This is a genomic window from Bradyrhizobium sp. PSBB068 (assembly GCA_016839165.1).
GTDB lineage: Bacteria > Pseudomonadota > Alphaproteobacteria > Rhizobiales > Xanthobacteraceae > Bradyrhizobium.
The window spans coordinates 1,286,226-1,304,099 of record CP069300.1; the positions used below are offsets into that span (position 1 = coordinate 1,286,226).

At 65.1% G+C, this 17,874-nt stretch carries 16 protein-coding genes; 10 read left to right on the top strand and 6 right to left on the bottom strand.

Translation table 11 applies throughout. From position 1 onward, the window contains the following. Positions 1-155: 155 nt before the first annotated feature. The 8 genes from glpD (at position 156) to JQ507_06145 (ending at position 8,849) form a co-directional block, all read left to right on the top strand. Positions 156-1,700 (top strand): glycerol-3-phosphate dehydrogenase, encoded by a 1,545-nt coding sequence (gene glpD / locus JQ507_06110; protein QRI71080.1) that lies wholly within the window; start codon positions 156-158, stop codon positions 1,698-1,700. Then, the gene (locus JQ507_06115; protein QRI71081.1) at positions 1,697-2,785 is read left to right on the top strand and encodes an ABC transporter ATP-binding protein; all 1,089 of its coding nucleotides are present in this window, start codon (positions 1,697-1,699) and stop codon (positions 2,783-2,785) included. The genes glpD and JQ507_06115 overlap by 4 nt, the downstream gene beginning before the upstream one ends. A gap of 12 nt (positions 2,786-2,797) precedes the next feature. Further along, positions 2,798-3,883: an ABC transporter ATP-binding protein gene (locus tag JQ507_06120; GenBank protein ID QRI71082.1), complete on the top strand. Its 1,086-nt coding sequence runs from the start codon at positions 2,798-2,800 to the stop codon at positions 3,881-3,883. Continuing rightward, positions 3,883-4,785, top strand: coding sequence for a sugar ABC transporter permease (locus JQ507_06125; protein QRI71083.1), 903 nt, complete (start codon positions 3,883-3,885; stop codon positions 4,783-4,785). Before JQ507_06120 ends, JQ507_06125 begins: the two co-directional genes overlap by 1 nt. Next, positions 4,785-5,591 carry a carbohydrate ABC transporter permease gene (locus JQ507_06130; protein QRI71084.1) on the top strand — a complete coding sequence of 269 codons (807 nt, stop codon included), beginning with the start codon at positions 4,785-4,787 and terminating at the stop codon, positions 5,589-5,591. The genes JQ507_06125 and JQ507_06130 overlap by 1 nt, the downstream gene beginning before the upstream one ends. A gap of 184 nt (positions 5,592-5,775) precedes the next feature. Beyond that, complete coding sequence (locus tag JQ507_06135; GenBank protein ID QRI71085.1) at positions 5,776-6,102, top strand: DUF2160 domain-containing protein; 327 nt, start codon at positions 5,776-5,778, stop codon at positions 6,100-6,102. 109 nt (positions 6,103-6,211) lie between these two features. Continuing rightward, positions 6,212-7,954, top strand: coding sequence for a carbohydrate ABC transporter substrate-binding protein (locus JQ507_06140; GenBank protein QRI73208.1), 1,743 nt, complete (start codon positions 6,212-6,214; stop codon positions 7,952-7,954). Between the two features lie 184 nt (positions 7,955-8,138). Further along, entirely contained in the window at positions 8,139-8,849 is a 711-nt protein-coding gene (locus tag JQ507_06145; GenBank protein QRI71086.1) for a hypothetical protein, read from the top strand. On the opposite strand, the gene JQ507_06150 is transcribed toward JQ507_06145, so the two are convergent. Both JQ507_06150 and JQ507_06155 read right to left on the bottom strand, forming a co-directional pair. Next, positions 8,838-9,650 carry a tetratricopeptide repeat protein gene (locus JQ507_06150; protein QRI71087.1) on the bottom strand — a complete coding sequence of 271 codons (813 nt, stop codon included), beginning with the start codon at positions 9,648-9,650 and terminating at the stop codon, positions 8,838-8,840. The two genes, JQ507_06145 and JQ507_06150, sit on opposite strands and share 12 nt — an antisense overlap. Positions 9,651-9,713: 63 nt before the next feature. Further along, complete coding sequence (locus tag JQ507_06155) at positions 9,714-10,883, bottom strand: FAD-dependent monooxygenase (protein ID QRI71088.1); 1,170 nt, start codon at positions 10,881-10,883, stop codon at positions 9,714-9,716. Positions 10,884-11,001: 118 nt separating this feature from the next. Here JQ507_06155 and JQ507_06160 point away from each other — a divergent pair, with 118 nt between their 5' ends. After that, positions 11,002-11,430 (top strand): MarR family transcriptional regulator, encoded by a 429-nt coding sequence (locus tag JQ507_06160; GenBank protein ID QRI73209.1) that lies wholly within the window; start codon positions 11,002-11,004, stop codon positions 11,428-11,430. A 228-nt stretch (positions 11,431-11,658) separates the two neighbouring features. Here JQ507_06160 and JQ507_06165 read toward each other — a convergent pair whose 3' ends face one another. The 4 genes from JQ507_06165 to JQ507_06180 all read right to left on the bottom strand — a co-directional run bounded on the left by JQ507_06165 (position 11,659) and on the right by JQ507_06180 (position 15,853). Continuing rightward, positions 11,659-12,762 (bottom strand): alkene reductase, encoded by a 1,104-nt coding sequence (locus JQ507_06165; protein ID QRI71089.1) that lies wholly within the window; start codon positions 12,760-12,762, stop codon positions 11,659-11,661. Between the two features lie 75 nt (positions 12,763-12,837). Beyond that, entirely contained in the window at positions 12,838-13,698 is an 861-nt protein-coding gene (locus tag JQ507_06170) for an SDR family oxidoreductase (protein QRI71090.1), read from the bottom strand. A gap of 88 nt (positions 13,699-13,786) precedes the next feature. Then, positions 13,787-14,290 carry a DUF1993 domain-containing protein gene (locus tag JQ507_06175; protein QRI71091.1) on the bottom strand — a complete coding sequence of 168 codons (504 nt, stop codon included), beginning with the start codon at positions 14,288-14,290 and terminating at the stop codon, positions 13,787-13,789. 354 nt (positions 14,291-14,644) lie between these two features. Further along, positions 14,645-15,853, bottom strand: coding sequence for a lytic murein transglycosylase (locus JQ507_06180; protein ID QRI73210.1), 1,209 nt, complete (start codon positions 15,851-15,853; stop codon positions 14,645-14,647). Between the two features lie 335 nt (positions 15,854-16,188). On the opposite strand from JQ507_06180, the gene JQ507_06185 reads away from it, so the two are divergent. Further along, a complete protein-coding gene (locus tag JQ507_06185; protein QRI71092.1) occupies positions 16,189-17,844 on the top strand; it encodes a response regulator in 1,656 nt (551 codons plus the stop codon). Positions 17,845-17,874: the final 30 nt, after the last annotated feature.

Genomic DNA, 17,874 nt, shown 5'->3' on the forward strand with positions numbered 1-17,874 from the left:
GCTCGTGGACCGCCTGCCCCCGCAGCGGTCATCCCGCCCAAAAAATCCCCAACCAAAGTTCCCCATTTTCGCTTTGCTTTCGTTTTTGGTTGTGATCTACTCTAATTCGAAAGTAAAACCGTCAAAGCGAAGGCGGTTGCCGGGGGAAGCGTTCTTTGGATCGAATTTACGACCTCGCCATCATTGGAGGCGGCGTTAATGGCTGCGGCATCGCGCGCGATGCGGCGGGCCGGGGCAATTCTGTTTTCCTCTGTGAAATGAATGACTTGGCCAGCGGAACGTCGTCCTGGTCGACCAAGCTCGTGCATGGCGGCCTGCGCTATCTCGAATATTATGAGTTTCGTTTGGTGCGCGAGGCGCTGATCGAGCGCGAGATCCTCTGGCAGATCGCGCCGCACATCATTCGTCCGCTGCGTTTCGTTCTGCCGCATCACGCCGGCCTGCGCCCGGCCTGGCTGCTGCGGCTCGGCCTCTTCCTCTACGACCATATCGGCGGCCGGCACCTGCTGCCGGCGACGCGCTCGCTCGATCTGACCCGCGATGTGGTCGGCAAGCCGCTGATCCCGGGCCGCTACACCAAGGGCTTTGAATATTCCGACTGCTTCGTCGACGACGCGCGGCTGGTGGCGCTGACCGCGCGCGACGCCGCCGATCGCGGCGCCGAGATCCGCACCCGCACCCGCGCAGTCGAGACCCGGCAGGTCGACGGCGTCTGGCATGTCACCGTCGAGGACAGCGTCAGCGGCGCCCGTGAGACGATCCAAGCGCGCGTGCTGGTCAATGCCGGCGGTCCCTGGGTCGAGCAGGTGCTGGCGTCCGGCGCCGGCGTCAACGCGCGGGCCAAGGTGCGCCTGGTGCAGGGCTCGCACATCGTGGTGCCCAAGCTCTATGACCACGACCGCGCCTACATCTTCCAGAATGCCGACGGCCGCATCATCTTCGTGATTCCCTATCAGAACGAATTTTCGCTGATCGGCACCACCGATCGCGACTATGACGGCGATCCGGCCAAGGTGAAGGCGACGCAGGAGGAGATCGAGTATCTCTGCGCCTCCGCGAGCGAATACCTCGCAAAGCCGGTGAAACCTCAGGACGTGGTCTGGGATTATTCCGGCGTGCGTCCGCTCTATGACGACGGGGCGAGCGAAGCCAAGGCCGCGACCCGCGACTACGTGTTCGAGCTCGATACGCCCGGCGGTGCGCCGCTGCTGTCGATCTATGGCGGCAAGATCACGACCTATCGCCGGCTGTCCGAGGAGGCGCTGGAGCGGCTCGCGCCTTATCTCAAGGGCGCGAAAGCGCAGGAGGGCTGGACCGGCAAGGCGCCGCTGCCCGGCGGCGACATGGATGTCTCCGCGGTCGCAGCGCTCGCCGCCGAGCTGGTTCGCAACCATCCGTTCCTCGCGCAATCCCATGCCAACCGTCTCGCGCATGCCTACGGCACGCGCGCCGCAAAGGTGCTCGGCGATGCAGCATCGGCTGAAGATCTCGGCCGCGCCTTCGGCGCCACCTTGACGGAAAGTGAAGTCCGGTACCTGATGGCGAACGAATGGGCTCGGACTGCGGAAGATGTCGTCTGGCGACGATCCAAGCTGGGCTTGCGGATGACGGCGGGTGAAATCGCCGCGCTCGACGAGTGGATGGCCGCCAACCGCGTGTCCGGTGAACGTCCCCTCCGCGAAGCGGGAGGACGGGCATGAGCGTTACACTGCAGAACGTCACGCGAACCGTGGATGGCGTTCCGACCATCCGCGATGTTTCGCTGACGCTGGAGCGTGGCACGCTCAGCGTGCTGCTCGGGCCGACGCTGTCGGGCAAGACCTCGATCATGCGGCTGCTTGCCGGGCTCGACAAGCCGGCCACCGGCCGTGTGCTGGTCGACGGCAAGGACGTCACCGGCGCCGACGTGCGGCAGCGCTCGGTGGCGATGGTCTATCAGCAGTTCATCAATTATCCCTCGCTGACGGTCTACGAGAACATCGCTTCGCCCTTGCGGGTGCAGGGCAAGCCGAAGGCCGAGATCGAGAAGCGGGTGGCGGAGGCGGCCGCGTTGTTGCGGCTCGAGCCTTTCCTCAAGCGTACCCCACTGCAGCTCTCCGGCGGCCAGCAGCAGCGCACCGCGATCGCGCGCGCGCTGGTCAAGGGCGCCGACCTCGTGCTGCTCGACGAGCCGCTCGCCAACCTCGACTACAAGCTGCGCGAGGAGCTGCGTGCCGAACTGCCGCGCATCTTCGAGGCCTCCGGCGCCATCTTCGTCTACGCCACCACCGAGCCGTCGGAAGCGCTGCTGCTCGGCGGCGACACGGTGTGCATGTGGGAAGGCCAGGCGCTGCAGACCGGCGCAACGCCGAAGGTCTACCGTCATCCCGACACGTTGCGCGTCGCGCAGGTGTTCTCGGATCCGCCGCTCAACATCATCGGCATCGAGAAGAAGGGTGACCGGGTGACCTATGCCGGCGGCGAACAGGCGGCCGCGGCCGGCCTCTATGCCAACCTCCCGGACGGCGCCTACCGGATCGGCTTCCGCGCGCACCAACTCGACGTCGGCAACGTCGCGGCCGGGCGCCACAAGTTCTCCGCCACGGTGACGGTGACCGAGATCACCGGCTCGGAAAGCTTCGTGCACGTCCATGTCCACGACTCCAACTGGGTCGCGGTGCTGCACGGCGTGCACGAATACGAACCCGGGCAGGTGCTCGACGCCGCGCTCGATCCCGACAACATCTTCGTATTCGACGCGGCCGATCGCCTCGTCGCTTCACCCGCAACAAGTTTCTCGAAGTGAGGGAGATGCTTGATGGCCCGCATTGACCTCGTCGATCTCGCCCAGTCCTACAACGGCAATGACGCGCCGCTGGAATCCTTTGCGCTGAAGCCGGTCACCATGACCTGGCGGCAGGGCGGAGCCTATGCGCTGCTCGGGCCGTCCGGCTGCGGCAAGACCACGCTGCTCAATCTGATTTCCGGCATCGTGACGCCGTCGCGCGGACAGATTCTGTTCGACGGCCGTGACATCACGCCGCTGTCCACGCAGAAGCGCAACATCGCGCAGGTGTTCCAGTTCCCGGTGATCTACGACACCATGACGGTGGGTGAGAACCTGGCGTTCCCGCTGAAGAACCGCGGCGTCGCCAGGGCCGAAGTCGATGCGCGGGTCAGGCAGATCGCCGACCTGCTCGACCTCACGCCTTACCTGAACCGCAAGGCGACGCGCCTCACCGCCGACGCCAAGCAGAAGATCTCGCTCGGCCGCGGCCTGGTGCGTTCCGACGTCGCGGCCGTGCTGTTCGATGAGCCGCTCACCGTCATCGATCCCGAGCTGAAGTGGCAATTGCGCTCCAAGCTGAAGGCGTTGCATCGCGAGCTCGACCTCACGATGATCTACGTCACCCACGACCAGACCGAGGCGCTGACATTCGCCGACACCGTCGTTGTCATGCATGACGGCCGCGTGGTGCAGAGCGGCACGCCGGCCGAATTGTTCGACAAGCCGGCGCATACCTTCGTCGGCTATTTCATCGGCTCGCCCGGCATGAACATCGTGCCCGCCGAGGTCAGTGGCCACGAGGCGCGGATCGACGGCCATGTCATCGGCCTGCATCGAAATTATGGTGTGCTGCCGGCCGGCAAGAAGATCGAGATCGGCGTGCGGCCCGAATTCGTGGACGTCGCTCCGCCGGCGTCCGGGCTGCTCTCGGCCACGATCGAGCGGATCGACGATCTCGGCCGGATCCAGTTCGCCCGCGTGCGCGTCGGCAACACCAAGCTTGCGGCGCGCGTGCCGCCGGGCTTCTCGGTCTCCGGCGACACCGCCGGTCTCGTTTTCAATCCCGCCTATGTCCACGTCTATGCCGACAGCCATTTGGTGGAAGGGGTCGCCTGATGGACAAGACGATCAACCAAAAAGCCTGGTTCCTGGTGCTGCCGGTGTTCCTGGTGGTGGCGTTCTCGGCAGTGCTGCCGCTGATGACGGTCGTGAACTATTCGATGCAGGACACCTTCGGTAACAACCAGTTCTTCTGGAACGGCGTCGGCTGGTTCAAGGAGCTGCTCGATCCCTCGACCGATCTCGGCGGTCGCTTCCTGGCCTCGCTCGGCCGCAATTTGTTCTTCTCCGCCGTGATCCTCGCGATCGAGGTGCCGCTCGGCATCGTCGTCGCGCTGTCGATGCCGCGCGAGGGCTGGAGCGTCGCGGCCTGCCTCGTCATCCTCGCGCTGCCGCTGCTGATTCCGTGGAACGTAGTCGGGACGATCTGGCAGATCTTCGGCCGGCCCGATATCGGCCTGCTCGGCTATGTGCTGAATCACCTCGGCTTCAACTACAACTACGTCGCCAACGATATCGATGCCTGGGTCACCGTCATCGTGATGGACGTCTGGCACTGGACCAGCCTCGTCGCGCTGCTGTGCTACGCCGGCCTGAAGTCGATCCCCGACGCCTATTACCAGGCGGCGCAGATCGACGGCGCCTCGCGCTGGGCGGTATTCAAGGCGATCCAGCTGCCGAAGATGAACCGCGTGCTGCTGATCGCGGTGCTGCTGCGCTTCATGGACAGCTTCATGATCTACACCGAGCCGTTCGTGGTCACCGGCGGCGGTCCCGGCAACTCGACGACCTTCGTCTCGATCGAGCTCGTCAAGATCGCGCTCGGCCAGTTCGACCTCGGCAAGGCTGCGGCGCTGTCGCTGGTCTACAATCTGATCATCCTGATCGTTTGCTGGGTGTTCTACACCGTGATGACCAATGCCGGCACCGAGCGGCCGGTCAAGGAAGGAGCGGCGTGATGCACTCGATCCCCGGCCGCCGCCTGATCATGGCGCTGTTCCTGATCTTCCTGCTGTTGCCGATCTATTGGCTCGTCAACATGAGCTTCAAGACCAACGCCGAGATCGTCTCGACGATGACGCTGTGGCCGCACACGCCGACGCTGCAGCACTACCGGCGCATCTTCACCGACGAGAGCTGGTATTCCGGCTACATCAATTCGCTGGAATATGTCGTCATCAACACCGTGATCTCGATCGCGGTGGCGCTGCCGGCGGCCTATGCGTTCTCGCGCTACCGCTTCCTCGGCGACAAGCATTTGTTCTTCTGGCTGCTGTCGAACCGCATGGCGCCGGCGGCGGTCTATGCGCTGCCGTTCTTCAACCTCTATTCGGCGATCGGCCTGTTCGATACGCCTTGGGCGGTCGCGCTCGCGCACTGCATCTTCAACGTGCCGCTCGCGGTATGGATCCTCGAAGGCTTCGTTTCCGGCGTGCCGCGCGAGATCGACGAGACCGCGTTCCTCGACGGCTATTCGTTCCCGCGCTTCTTCATCAAGATCCTGGTGCCGCTGATCGCGAGCGGGATCGGCGTCGCCGCGTTCTTCTGCTTCATGTTCTCCTGGGTCGAGTTGCTGTTGGCGCGCACGCTGACCTCGGTGCAGGCCAAGCCGATCGCGGCGATCATGACGCGCACGGTGTCGGCCGCCGGCATGGACTGGGGCCTGCTTGCCGCGGCCGGTGTGCTCACCATCATCCCCGGCGCGCTCGTGATCTGGTTCGTCCGCAACTACATCGCGCGCGGTTTCGCGCTCGGCCGGGTCTAGCGTCATGATGAAGCAATCAGGCACCATCTCGCGCTTCACCTCTCCCAAGGGGAGAGGTCGGATTTGGCGCGAAGCGGCAAATCCGGGTGAGGGGTTTGTCTCGATCGATGGACCGTACCCCCTCACCCCAGCCCTCTCCCCATGGGAGAGGGGGCGCACCGTATCGCGTGGGAGGACTTGAGCTATGGAATCCATCGCATGGATGGCCTGGACGCTGCCGACCGCGGTCTTCTTCGTGCTGCTGGCCTCGACGCTCGGCGTCATGACCTGGCTCGCGGCTGCCTATCCCGAAGCGGAGCGGGTCGGCGTGCTGCGGATTCCGACCACGCGCGGCGATCGCCTGTTCGTCTCGCTGGTGCTGGCGGCGGTGATCCACTTGCTGTGGATCGCCCTCGTCGGCACCGATCCGATTTTCACCTTGCCGATCGGCGAGGGCGTCGAGATTTCGAGCCTGTGGCTCGGAACGGTAATTTCGCTTCTTTCAGCCGTGGTGATCTTTCGCACCGTCTGAAGAACGCGAAAAAGAGCAGATCCGGGGTCTACCCGGGCCTGGATTTAGTCGCTGCAACCGGAGGAATCACATGCGACATTTACCAATGACTAAAGATAGACTTTTGACGATGACCAGCGCGATCGCGCTCGTCGCAGCATCGGTCACGCTTGCCGCGCCGGCCCGCGCCGACGAGGCCGCCGCCAAGAAGTGGATCGACAGCGAATTCCAGCCGTCGACCCTCTCCAAGGACGACCAGATGAAGGAGATGCAGTGGTTCATCAAAGCCGCTGCCCCCTTCAAGGGCATGGAGATCAACATCGTCTCCGAAACGCTGACCGTGCACGAATACGAATCCCGCACGCTCGCCAAGGCGTTCGAGGAGATCACCGGCATCAAGGTCAAGCACGACATCATCCAGGAAGGTGACGTCGTCGAGAAGATCCAGACCCAGATGCAGTCCGGCAAGAACGTCTATGACGGCTGGATCAACGACTCCGACTTCATCGGCACCCACTTCCGTTACGGCCAGGCGGTCGACCTGACGGAATGGATGAAGGGTGAGGCGAAGGACGTCACCGATCCGATGCTCGACATCGACGACTTCATCGGCAAGTCGTTCACCACGGCACCGAACGGTCACCTCTATCAGCTGCCCGACCAGCAGTTCGCGAACCTCTATTGGTTCCGCTATGACTGGTTCACCAACCCGGAATACAAGGCCAAGTTCAAGGCCAAGTATGGCTACGATCTCGGCGTGCCCGTGAACTGGTCGGCCTATGAAGATATCGCCGAGTTCTTCACCAACGACGTCAAGGAGATCAACGGCGTCAAGGTCTACGGCCATATGGACTATGGCAAGAAGGATCCCTCGCTCGGCTGGCGTTTCACCGACGCCTGGCTGTCGATGGCCGGCAACGGCGACAAGGGTCTCCCGAACGGCCTGCCGGTCGACGAATGGGGCATCCGCATGGAAGGCTGCCGTCCGGTCGGCTCGTCGGTCGAGCGTGGCGGCGATGTCAACGGCCCGGCGTCGGTCTATTCGATCGTCAAGTACCTCGACTGGATGAAGAAGTATGCTCCGCCGCAGGCACAGGGCATGACCTTCTCCGAGTCGGGCCCGGTGCCTTCGCAGGGCAACATCGCCCAGCAGATCTTCTGGTACACCGCCTTCACCGCCGACATGGTGAAGCCGGGCATTGCCGTGATGAACGCGGACGGTACGCCGAAGTGGCGTATGGCCCCGTCGCCGCACGGCTCGTACTGGAAGGACGGCATGAAGCTCGGCTACCAGGACGTGGGTTCGCTCACGCTCTTGAAGTCGACCCCGGTCGATCGCCGCAAGGCGGCCTGGCTCTATCAGCAGTTCATCGTCTCCAAGACGACAAGCCTGAAGAAGAGCCATGTCGGTCTCACCTTCATCCGTGAATCCGACATCTGGGACAAGTCGTTCACCGAGCGTGCGCCGAAGCTCGGCGGCCTGATCGAGTTCTACCGCTCGCCCGCGCGCGTGCAGTGGACCCCGACCGGCAACAACGTGCCTGACTATCCGAAGCTCGCTCAGCTGTGGTGGCAGAACATCGGCGATGCGTCGTCCGGTGCGAAGACGCCGCAAGCCGCGATGGACGCGCTGGCCGCGGCCCAGGATTCGGTGATGGAACGTCTTGAGAAGTCCGGTGTGCAGGGCGCCTGCGGACCGAAGCTGAACAAGAAGGAAACCGCCGAGTACTGGTACAAGAAGGCCGAGAAGGACGGCACCATCGCTCCGCAGCGCAAGCTCGCGAACGAGAAGCCGAAGGGCGAAACGATCGACTACGACACCCTGATCAAGTCGTGGCCGGCGAGCCCGCCCAAGCGCGCCGAAGCGAAGTAAGGCGATAGGGCGTACCAGCCCACGCGATACGAAACCTGCGAAGGCCGGGAGCGATCCCGGCCTTTTTGCATCATCGGCGCCTCTATCCGGAAGAGTGGAGCGCCCTTCGGGATTGTGCTCAAATGACGCGACGAAGCTCATCATGCGTCTCCTCGTCGTCGCATCATGATCCCGGAGTTTCACCATGCGCATGATTTTCCGCTGCGATCCGCGGCTTGCCGAGCATCTGCCGCGGCCGTTCCCGGCCCGTACTGCGTTGCCCGATTGGCTGCGCGCGATGCCGGCAAAGGCACATTCCGACATCCACGACCGCGACATCCGCACGGTCAAGCAATGTCCGCCCTTCGTCGATGCGATGGCCCACGGGGTCATGATCCCGCTGCCTTGCGATGTCAGGGTCGAGCGCGGTGCATTCGCCTGGGACTGGGACATTCCGGAGCCTGCGACGCAGGGCCATCCGCGCGCGCCGCTCAGCTTCCATCCCGTTGCGCAGTTCGCCGGCGCACCGTTCGCCAACGGGCAGGCCGCGCTGAAGTTCAACAGCTTCTGGACCATCGAGCTCGAACCGGGCTGGTCGCTGTTCGCGACACATCCGGTCAATCGCGACGACTTGCCGTTCCGGTCGATCTCGGGGCTCGTCGACGCCGACCGGTTTCACGACGGCGGGATCAATTTCCCCGCGGTCTGGACGGAGTCTGATTTTGCCGGTGTGCTGCCGAAGGGGACGCCGGTCGTGCAATGCTTTGCGGTACCGCGCGAGGCTCCCGAACTGGTGTTTGAGCCCTTCGACGACGCGCATCGCGAAGCCTATGCGAAAGTCGTCGGCGAGGTGTTGGCTGCGCCCAATGTCTACCGCAAGCATTTCCGCGCCATGCGCGGGCGGTTAACCAGCTAGCGCGTTCCGCAGGGCCCTCTCATCGAGCCACAGGCGTCCGTGCGAGGCCGAGGTCAGCGCCATCGCGATCGATCCGAACAATTGCGGACGCAGGCCGTAGGCGCGTGCGAAGGCCTGCATCGCGGCGTCGGGCTTGCCGTCCTCCTGCAGCGCGATACCGAGATTGAGCGCCGCCTCGGCGTAATCCGGCTTGATCTCGAGCGCCTTGCGATAGGCGTTCGCAGCGCCGTCATGGTCGCGCATATCCTGCCGTGCCACGCCGAGATCGAACCACACCGAGGCCGGTGCCGGGCTCGCGGTAGCGCACGCAAGCAGGCTTGTGGCCTTGGCCAATTCGCCATCCTCCCAGGCCAGCCGCCCGAGCCGCGCGTTGGCCTCCTGATGCTCCGGGATGACTTTCAGGATCGCCTCCCAGGCCTCGCGCGCCTGCGCCTTGCGGCCGGCCAGCTCCAGCGTGCGGGCCTTCTCGACGAATGCATCGCGCTGCGGCTTCAGCGCGATGGCGCGGTCGAGATGCGCCAGTGCCGCGTCGAATTCGCCACCGGTGCGGGCGAGGCGGGCGGCGAGCAACTGCGCCGCGGCATTGTCGGGGCGCCGCGCCAGGCTGGCTTCGATATGGCTGCGGGCCGGCGCGATCTCGCCCTTCGCAAACAGCACGGCTGCCAGCAGGTGGCTCAGCATCGGCTCGCCGGGTTGGCGTGCAAGGCCGCGCTCGCAGAGCACGATCGCCTCGCCATGCCGGCCGGCATTGAAGGCCGTGGTGGCGCGTCGAACGATATCCTCGGCGTTGTCTTTGCTCATTTCCGTACGTGACCATCTTCAGGCCGGACCATGCTATGCGGCGTCGGAAGGCATGGCCAGCGTCTATCGCGCCGTGGATTGTCCGGCCGCCGCGCGCACCTGCATGTGGGCATGGTGCTGTGCCAGTGTCAGTTCCTGGCTGATATGCGACAGCTCGGTCGCGGCGGCTTCGGCGGCCTCACCGGCGGGCCCGGCGACGCGCGCGAACATCTCGGCCTCATAGGTGCGCACCGCCTCGCGCCAATCCGGCGAACCCACCAGATGCCGTGCCAACTCCACCGCATCCAGCATCGCAGCGTTGACGCCTTCGCCGCCGAACGGCGACATCAGATGCGCGGCGTCGCCGAGCAAGGTGACACCGGGCCGATTGGTCCAATGATGCCCGACTGGCAACGCATGGATCGGCCGGAGCGCGAACTGATCGCTGCTGGCACGGAACAGGTCGAGCAGGGCGGCGGCCCAGCCGGCGAATTCGCCGAGCAGCGCCTGGCGCATGCCGGATGGCGAAGTGACGTCGAAGCGCCGTTCCGCCCATTCGAGCGGCACGCGGAAGATCGCGTAACCGCGCAGATGGGCGTTGCCGTTGCGCTGGACGATCACGCTGCGGCCGGCGCCCTCCGCGCCCATCTTGCCGCGGCCGACCAGCTGCGACAGCGCCGGGTAGCGTTGATCGACGTCGTCGATGCCGAACTCGATGAAGGTCAGCCCGCTATATTGTGGCTGATAGCGCGACACCAGCGGGCGCACCCGCGACGACGCGCCGTCGGCGCCAATCACGAGATCGAACGGCCCCTCGCGCGCGCTGTCGAAGACGAGATCGTAACGTCCGTCATGGCGTGGCGTGACCTCGCGCAGGCCATGACCCCAGCGGACGGCGTCCGGCGGCAATGATTGCAGCAGGAGATCGCGGAGCGCGGTGCGGTCGACCTCGGGACGATCACCGGTCATGTCGTCGTCCGCGAGCAGCAGCCGGCCGTCGCTGTCGTAAAGCCGGCTGCCCTGGTCCTCGTAACGGGCGACGCGCAGGAAGGCGTCGGTGAGCCCGGCGCGCGCCAGCGCTAGCTGGCCGCTCTCGGTGTGCAGGTCCAGCGTGCCGCCTTGCGGACGTTCGGTCGCCGATGTCTCCCGCTCGAACACTGTCGTCGTGACGCCAGCGATACGCAGCAGGCGGGCGAGCGTCAGGCCTCCGGGGCCGGCACCGACGACGGCAATGCGAATTGGCTTCGAACTCATGGACACCACGCTCACATCAGGATACATAGGTACCTATTTACTATAAATAGGGACCTATGTAAATGGTGGCATCGTGACCGATTGGGACCTGTTCGATCGTCCCGCGCCGCTGGTGAACATGGCTTCGCGCAGCTTCCTGCGGCTCGGCGAGCGGCGGGTGAAGCCGCACGGCTTCAGCATCGGCCAGTTGCCGGTGCTCTATCTGTTGCGCGACGGCAAGGCGATGTCACAGCGCGACCTCGCCCGCGCCGCGAAAGTCGAGCAGCCGTCGATGGCGCAGATTCTGGCGCGCATGGAGCGCGACGGACTGGTTCAGCGTACGCCGATGCCGGGCGATGGTCGCAGCCAGCTGGTTTCGTTGACGAAGGCCGCCAGGGCCAAGTTGCCGGCCGCGCGCAAGGCGCTCCACCGCAACCAGAATCAGGCGCTGGCCGGGTTCAGCACGGTCGAGGCGGCAACGCTGCTCGATCTGCTGCGGCGGCTCAACCGCAACCTCGACCGGATGGTGGCGGAGGAGGTGGAGAGTGGTGAGGCTGTCGATGCGTAGGAAGTCGGATGTGCGGGCGCGCAACGAAAAGGCCGGGAGCGATCCCAGCCCTTTTCAATCGCAATTGCAGCAATCTCTTTCGTCATTCCGGGGCCTGCGAAGCGCGAGCCCGGAATCCATCCCAACGCGCATGATGCGGATCAATGGATTCCGGGTCTGCACCTGGCGCCGCATCCTCAGGTGCGCAATTGCGCACCGGGGAAATGACGAGGTAGACCAAGCCCGATCTTACTCCGCCGCTTCGGTTGCCTTCAGCGTCGGGTAATCCGTGTAGCCCTTGGCGCCGCCGCCGTAGAAGGTCGCCTTGTCCCATTCGTTCAGCGGAGCGCCGGCCTTGAGCCGCTCGACGAGATCAGGATTGGAGATGAACGGCTTGCCGAACGCGATCAGGTCGGCAGCGCCGGCCTCCAGCACCTTCTCCGCCAGCGCGAAGTCGTAGCCGTTGTTGGCGATGTAGGCTTGCTTGAAGCGCTTGCGCAGCGAGGCGTAGTCGAACGGCGCGTTGTCGCGCGGGCCGCCGGTCGCGCCTTCGATGACGTGGATATAGGTCAGCTTCAGCGCATTGAGATGATCGACGATATAGTCGAACAACGGCTGCGGATTGCTGTCGGAAACATCGTTGGCTGGGGTCACCGGCGAGATGCGGATGCCGGTGCGGTCTCCGCCAGCTTCGCCCACCACTGCCTTGGACACTTCAAGCATCAGCTTCGCGCGGTTCTCGATCGAGCCGCCATAGGCGTCGGTACGCTTGTTGGTGCCATCCTTGGCGAACTGGTCGAGCAGATAGCCGTTGGCGCCGTGGATTTCGACGCCGTCGAAGCCGGCGGCAATCGCGTTTGCGGTGGCGCGCTTGAAATCGTCGATGATGCCGGGGATCTCCGACAGCTCCAGCGCGCGCGGCTCGGAGACATCGGCGAAGGTGCCGTTGACGAAGGTCTTGGTCTTGGCGCGGATCGCGCTCGGCGCCACCGGTGCGCCGCCGTTCGGCTGTAGCGCCACATGCGAGATGCGGCCGACATGCCAGAGCTGGATGAAGATGCGGCCGCCGCGCTCATGCACGCGATCGGTGACCTTGCGCCAGCCCTCGACTTGCTCCTTGGAATAGATGCCGGGCGTGTCCTGATAGCCCTGGCCCTGCTGCGAGACCTGGCTGGCTTCGGTGATCAGGAGGCCGGCCGACGCGCGCTGGCCGTAATACTCCACCGCGAGCGGGCCCGGCGCGAAGTTCGGCGCCGGCGCGCGGTTGCGCGTCAGCGGCGCCATTACCAGGCGGTTCGACAGGGTCAGCGCGCCAAGCTTGTAGGGCTCGAGGAGTTTGGTCGATTGGCTCATGTGAAATGTTCCAGATAATGATGGATGACGGACAGTTGTGCATTGCGGCGACGAGCGCAATGGCCCGTCCGCAGATCAGCCACGCACGATTCCGCCCATGTGACCGGCATCGAGGAACAGGGTGTGCGCGTTCACGTAGGAGGATTCGTTCGAAATCAGGAACAATGCAGTATACGCGACCTCCCAGCCGGTGCCCTGGCGGCCGAACGGTACTGTCACGGCGCGGTCCGACCGCCTTCGGCTGGCATCGCGGCCCATCGGCGTATCCATGAAGCCAGGCGCGATCACATTGCAGCGAATGCCCTTGTCCTCGCCGGCCCGCGCGATCGCCCGGCCCAGCGCGATCTGCGCTGCCTTGGAGGATTCATAGGCCGGATTGCGGCCGCCGGCGCGCTGGCTTGCCATCGACGAAATCAAGATGATCGCACCCCCCGGTGCCATCAGCTCCAGCGCCTTCTGCGCGAACAGCATGTGGCTGCGCACGTTGACGGCGTAGTCGCGGTCCCAGGCTTCCGCCGTCATCTTGGGCAGCGACAGGCCGGAGGAGATGCCGACATTCAGCGCCAGCCCGTCGAGCCCGCCGAGCTTTTGCGCGCAGCGTTCGACCGCGGGCGCGATCGCCGCGACGTCGGAGACATCGACCACGTCGGTGAAGGCCTTGCCGCCCTCTCTGGTGATCTGTGCGACTGTGTCGTCAGCCGCTTCCTTGTTGACGTCGAGGCAGGCTACGGAAGCGCCCTCGCGCGCAAACAGCACGCTCATGGCACGGCCGTTGCCGATCGGCGGTGCTTCATCGACCGTTGTGCGTTGTCCGGCACCGACCACGATGATGCGCCGGCCCGCGAGGCGGCGGTGGTTTTCCGCCAGCCCCAGCGCTTCGGCGTGCAGTGATGCTGACGGATCGATGGCTCTCGGCGCGTGGGTTGTGGTCGACATGGCGTGCTCCCTGAAGTCTTGTTGTTGTCAGGGAGCAGTAGCACGGCTGGGAGCGTGAGGCTAAAATCCCGCGGCGGGGAATATCGCGTCAGCTGACGCCGAGGAAATCGCGCTTGCCGACCTCGACGCCGTTGTGGCGCAGGATGCCGTGCGCGGTGACGGCGTGGAAATAGAAGTTCGGGAACGAGAATGCGCTGAGGAATTGCTGGCCCTTCAGGGTCATGGTGCGCTCGGCGCCGATCGGGAAGGTGACGTCCCTTGCGTCCGCGCCATCGAACTGCTCCGGTTTGAACGACTTCACGTAGTCGATCGTCTTGGCCAGCCGCTGCTTCAGTTCACTGATGCTCTTCTCGGTGTCGGGCGTCGACGGCACATCGCTGTGGGTCAGCCGGGCGCAGCCGCGTGCAGCGTGGTCGCAGACTAGCTGAATCTGCTTGGTCAGCGGCAGCATATCGGGATAGAGCCGCGATCCCAGCAGCACCTCGGGCGCGATCTTCTTCGTCTCGCAATGCGCCTCGGCCTTGGTCAACTCGCCGGTGAGGCTGTTGAGAATCTGCAAATATGCGGGGACGATGGCGTCATAAAAGGACATGGGATGCTCCCTGGTGCTGATAAAAGTCCGGATGTTACCGAACGGCGATGCTGCAAATGGGGCCGCAGTTGGAAGAATACAACTGCGGAGGGCTGTAACAGGCGGTCAAATATTCTTTGTTTTCCCGTCATCCCAGCGCAATGGCGTAGCCATTGTCGCTGGAGGAGCGCCAGCGGGGCCGCGCGAAGCGCGGCCCCGCTGACAGGCTCCGCGCGTCTCGAAGGATGCACGGCCCGGCCGGTGGCCGATTCATCCTACGAGGCTCGCCCAGCGGCGCAATTGCGCCGCAAGGCTCGCACCTCAGCGATGATGGGCTGAGAGCTAGACTAGCGATTCCGGACGATATGCCGACGTCTACCGCGCCCCCGGCACTGCGGCATCCGCAGCCGGCTGCGTGCGGCCGCCGCCACGCATCCGCGCCAGCAGCTCCGCGGTCGGCCAGGAATCCGCCGGCAGGCCGTATTTCATCTGCATCGCCTTCACCGCGCTGCGGCTCGCCTGGCCGAGCACACCGTCGATCTTGCCGACGTCGTAGCCGGCGCGCGCCAGCAGCGATTGCAGCTCCTTGATCTCGCCGAACGGCAACTGCGCGACCGGCGCGTGCGGCCGTTGCATCGGCGGCGCGCCCGCGATGCGGCTGGCGAGATAGCCCGCAGTGGTCGAATAGATCAGCGAGTTGTTCCACTCGGTATAGGCGGCGAAGTTCGGATAGGCCAGGAATGCCGGACCCATCCGGCCCATCGGCAGCAGAAGCGAGGCCGGCAATTCGTCGCTCGGTAGCGGCTTGCCGTCGGTCGAGGTGACGCCGAGCGCAACCCATTTCGAGCGCGGCAGCTTGATCGTAAGGTCGGCCTGATCCCACGGGAAATTGGCGGCCTGCGGCACGCGCACCTCCTGCAGCCACGGCTCGCCGCGCCGCCACTTCAATCCATTGGCGATATAGTTTGCCGTCGAGCCGATCACGTCGGGGCCGCTGGCGAGCAGATTGCGGTGGCCGTCGCCGTCATAGTCGACCGCGTAGTTGAAGTAATGCGTCGGCAGGAATTGCGTCTGGCCGAGTTCGCCGGCCCACGAGCCGATCATCTCGTCGGGCGTCAGATCGCCGCGCTCGATGATCTTGAGCGCCGCGATGGTCTCGCCCTGGAACATCTCGGAGCGCCGGCAATCATAGGCCAGCGACACCAGCGATTTCAGCGTCGGCAGATTGCCCATCTGGACGCCGAAATCGCTCTCCAGTCCCCAGAACGCGGCGATGACAGCCGGCGGCACGCCATACTCCTTCTCGGCGCGGGCGAACGCGGCCGCATAGGTCCGGATGTATTGCTGGCCCTGCTGCATGCGGTAGTTCGCGGCCATGCGGCCGGCGAACTGGGTGAATATCTGGCCGAACACGCGCTGGCCGCGGTCGCGGTTGACGATGCCCTGGTCGTAAACCAGATAGGGCGCGGCCTCGGCGATCGTGCGCTGCGAGACGCCGGCGGCGACCGCCTTCTGCTTCAGTTCGGTGAGGAAGCGATCGAAGCTCTGCCCATTGTGGCAGGACGCAGCGCGGGGCTGCGCCACGGTGGCCGGGCGCGCCCTGGACGGGCCCGGACCCGCGGGGTTGGACAGCGGCTGCTGCGCCGAGGCAAGGGACGAGACGAGTGAGGAGAGTGCCAGCGCTCCCGCGATCGCTGCGATCCTGATCGGGGCGCGGAGTGGGCATGCTGGCATCGATGTCACCGGCTGAAAAAGGGGGAAGTGGCCCAAACTGCATACACCAGGGCAACACCAGGCAACAACGGGGAGGCCGCTCCCGGGCCATTTGGGCTTCGGCAGCCTGGACGGTCGCCGCTATGATTGGGCGAAGTGATTCGCGGGCAGGGGTGTCGGCGGATCGATCACGCCCGGAGGGACCCATGTGGAGTTTTCTCGAGCGTCTGTTGGATTCGTCGACGTTTTCGCCACACGGCATCTGCCTGTTGTGGGAACCGGAGCTGATCTGGCTCCACGTGATTTCAGACGCCATCATTGCCGCTTCGTATTTCTCGATCCCGTTTGCGCTCGCGATCCTCGTCTCCAAGCGGCGCGACATCCAGTTTGGCTGGATGGCCTGGCCGTTCGCCGCCTTCATCCTCGCCTGCGGCCTCACGCATGTATTCTCGATCTATACGTTGTGGGTGCCGATCTACGGCCTCGAAGGCCTGGTCAAGGCGCTGACCGCGATCGCCTCGATCGTCACCGCGGTACTGCTGTGGCCGCTGATCCCGCGGATCCTGGCGATCCCGACCGAGGCGCAGCTGCGCGAGGCGCATGTCGCGCTCGCGGAGGAAGGACGCCAGCGCCAGCGCTCGGAATTCCTTCTCGAGCGTTTCCGCGAGGCGGAGGCCAACGAGAGCACGATCCGCCAGGCACAGAAGATGGAAGCCGTCGGCCAGCTCACCGGCGGCATCGCGCACGACTTCAACAACATCCTCACCGTCATCACCGGCACCATCGACATCCTCGCCGAGGCGGTCACCCACAACCGCCAGCTCACCGAGATCACCGGATTGATCCGCGACGCCGCCGAGCGCGGCGCATCGCTGACGCGACACCTGCTGGCGTTTGCGCGCAAGCAGCCGCTGCAGCCGAGCGACGTCGACGTCAACGCGCTGATGGTCGACACCATCGAGCTGCTGCGACCGACCATCGGCGACCATGTCGATATCGATTTCCGCCCGATGCCCGATCTGCCGCACGCGCTGGTCGATGCCAACCAGCTCGTCACCGCGATCATCAATCTCGCGCTGAACGCGCGCGACGCGATGCCGAAGGGCGGACGGCTCACGATCGAGACCCGCACCGCCGAGCTCAAGCCGTCCGACGTGCACGGCCATGACGGGCTTGCCGCCGGCGTCTATGTCGTGATCGCGTTGATCGACAACGGTCAGGGCATCGCGGAAGCCGATCTGGCAAAAGTGTTCGAGCCGTTCTTCACCACCAAGGACGTCGGCAAGGGCACCGGCCTGGGCTTGAGCATGGTCTACGGCTTCGTCAAGCAATCCAACGGCCACATCGTGCTCGACAGCGAGCTCGGCCGCGGCACCAAGGTCATGCTGTTCCTGCCGCGTGCGGCGGCGGTCGCGGCGGCCGCGGCGCCGCCCGAGCGGCGGCAGCCGGAGATGCGCGGCGCGCAGGAGATCGTGCTGGTGGTCGAGGACGACAAGCTGGTGCGCTCCTACGTGCTGACCCAGATCGAGAGCCTCGGTTACACCACGCTGTCGGCAAAGAATGGCCCGGAAGCGTTGGCCGTGCTCGACAGCGGCGCGCCGGTCGACCTCCTGTTCACCGACGTCATCATGCCCGGTGCGATGAACGGGCGCGACCTCGCCACCGAGGCCGAGAAGCGGCGGCCCGGCCTGCGCGTGCTGTTCACGTCGGGCTACACTGAGAACGCCATCGACCAGGACGGCAAGCTCGAGCAGGGCATCCTGTTCCTCGGAAAGCCCTACAGCCGGGCCCAGCTCGCCCGCATGCTGCGGGTCGCGCTGCGCGAGAAGGAGGCGCGGCACGCGCAGGAGCCGGCAGAGTAGGCGTGAGATTCGCAGCAGGCGTGAAGCCCG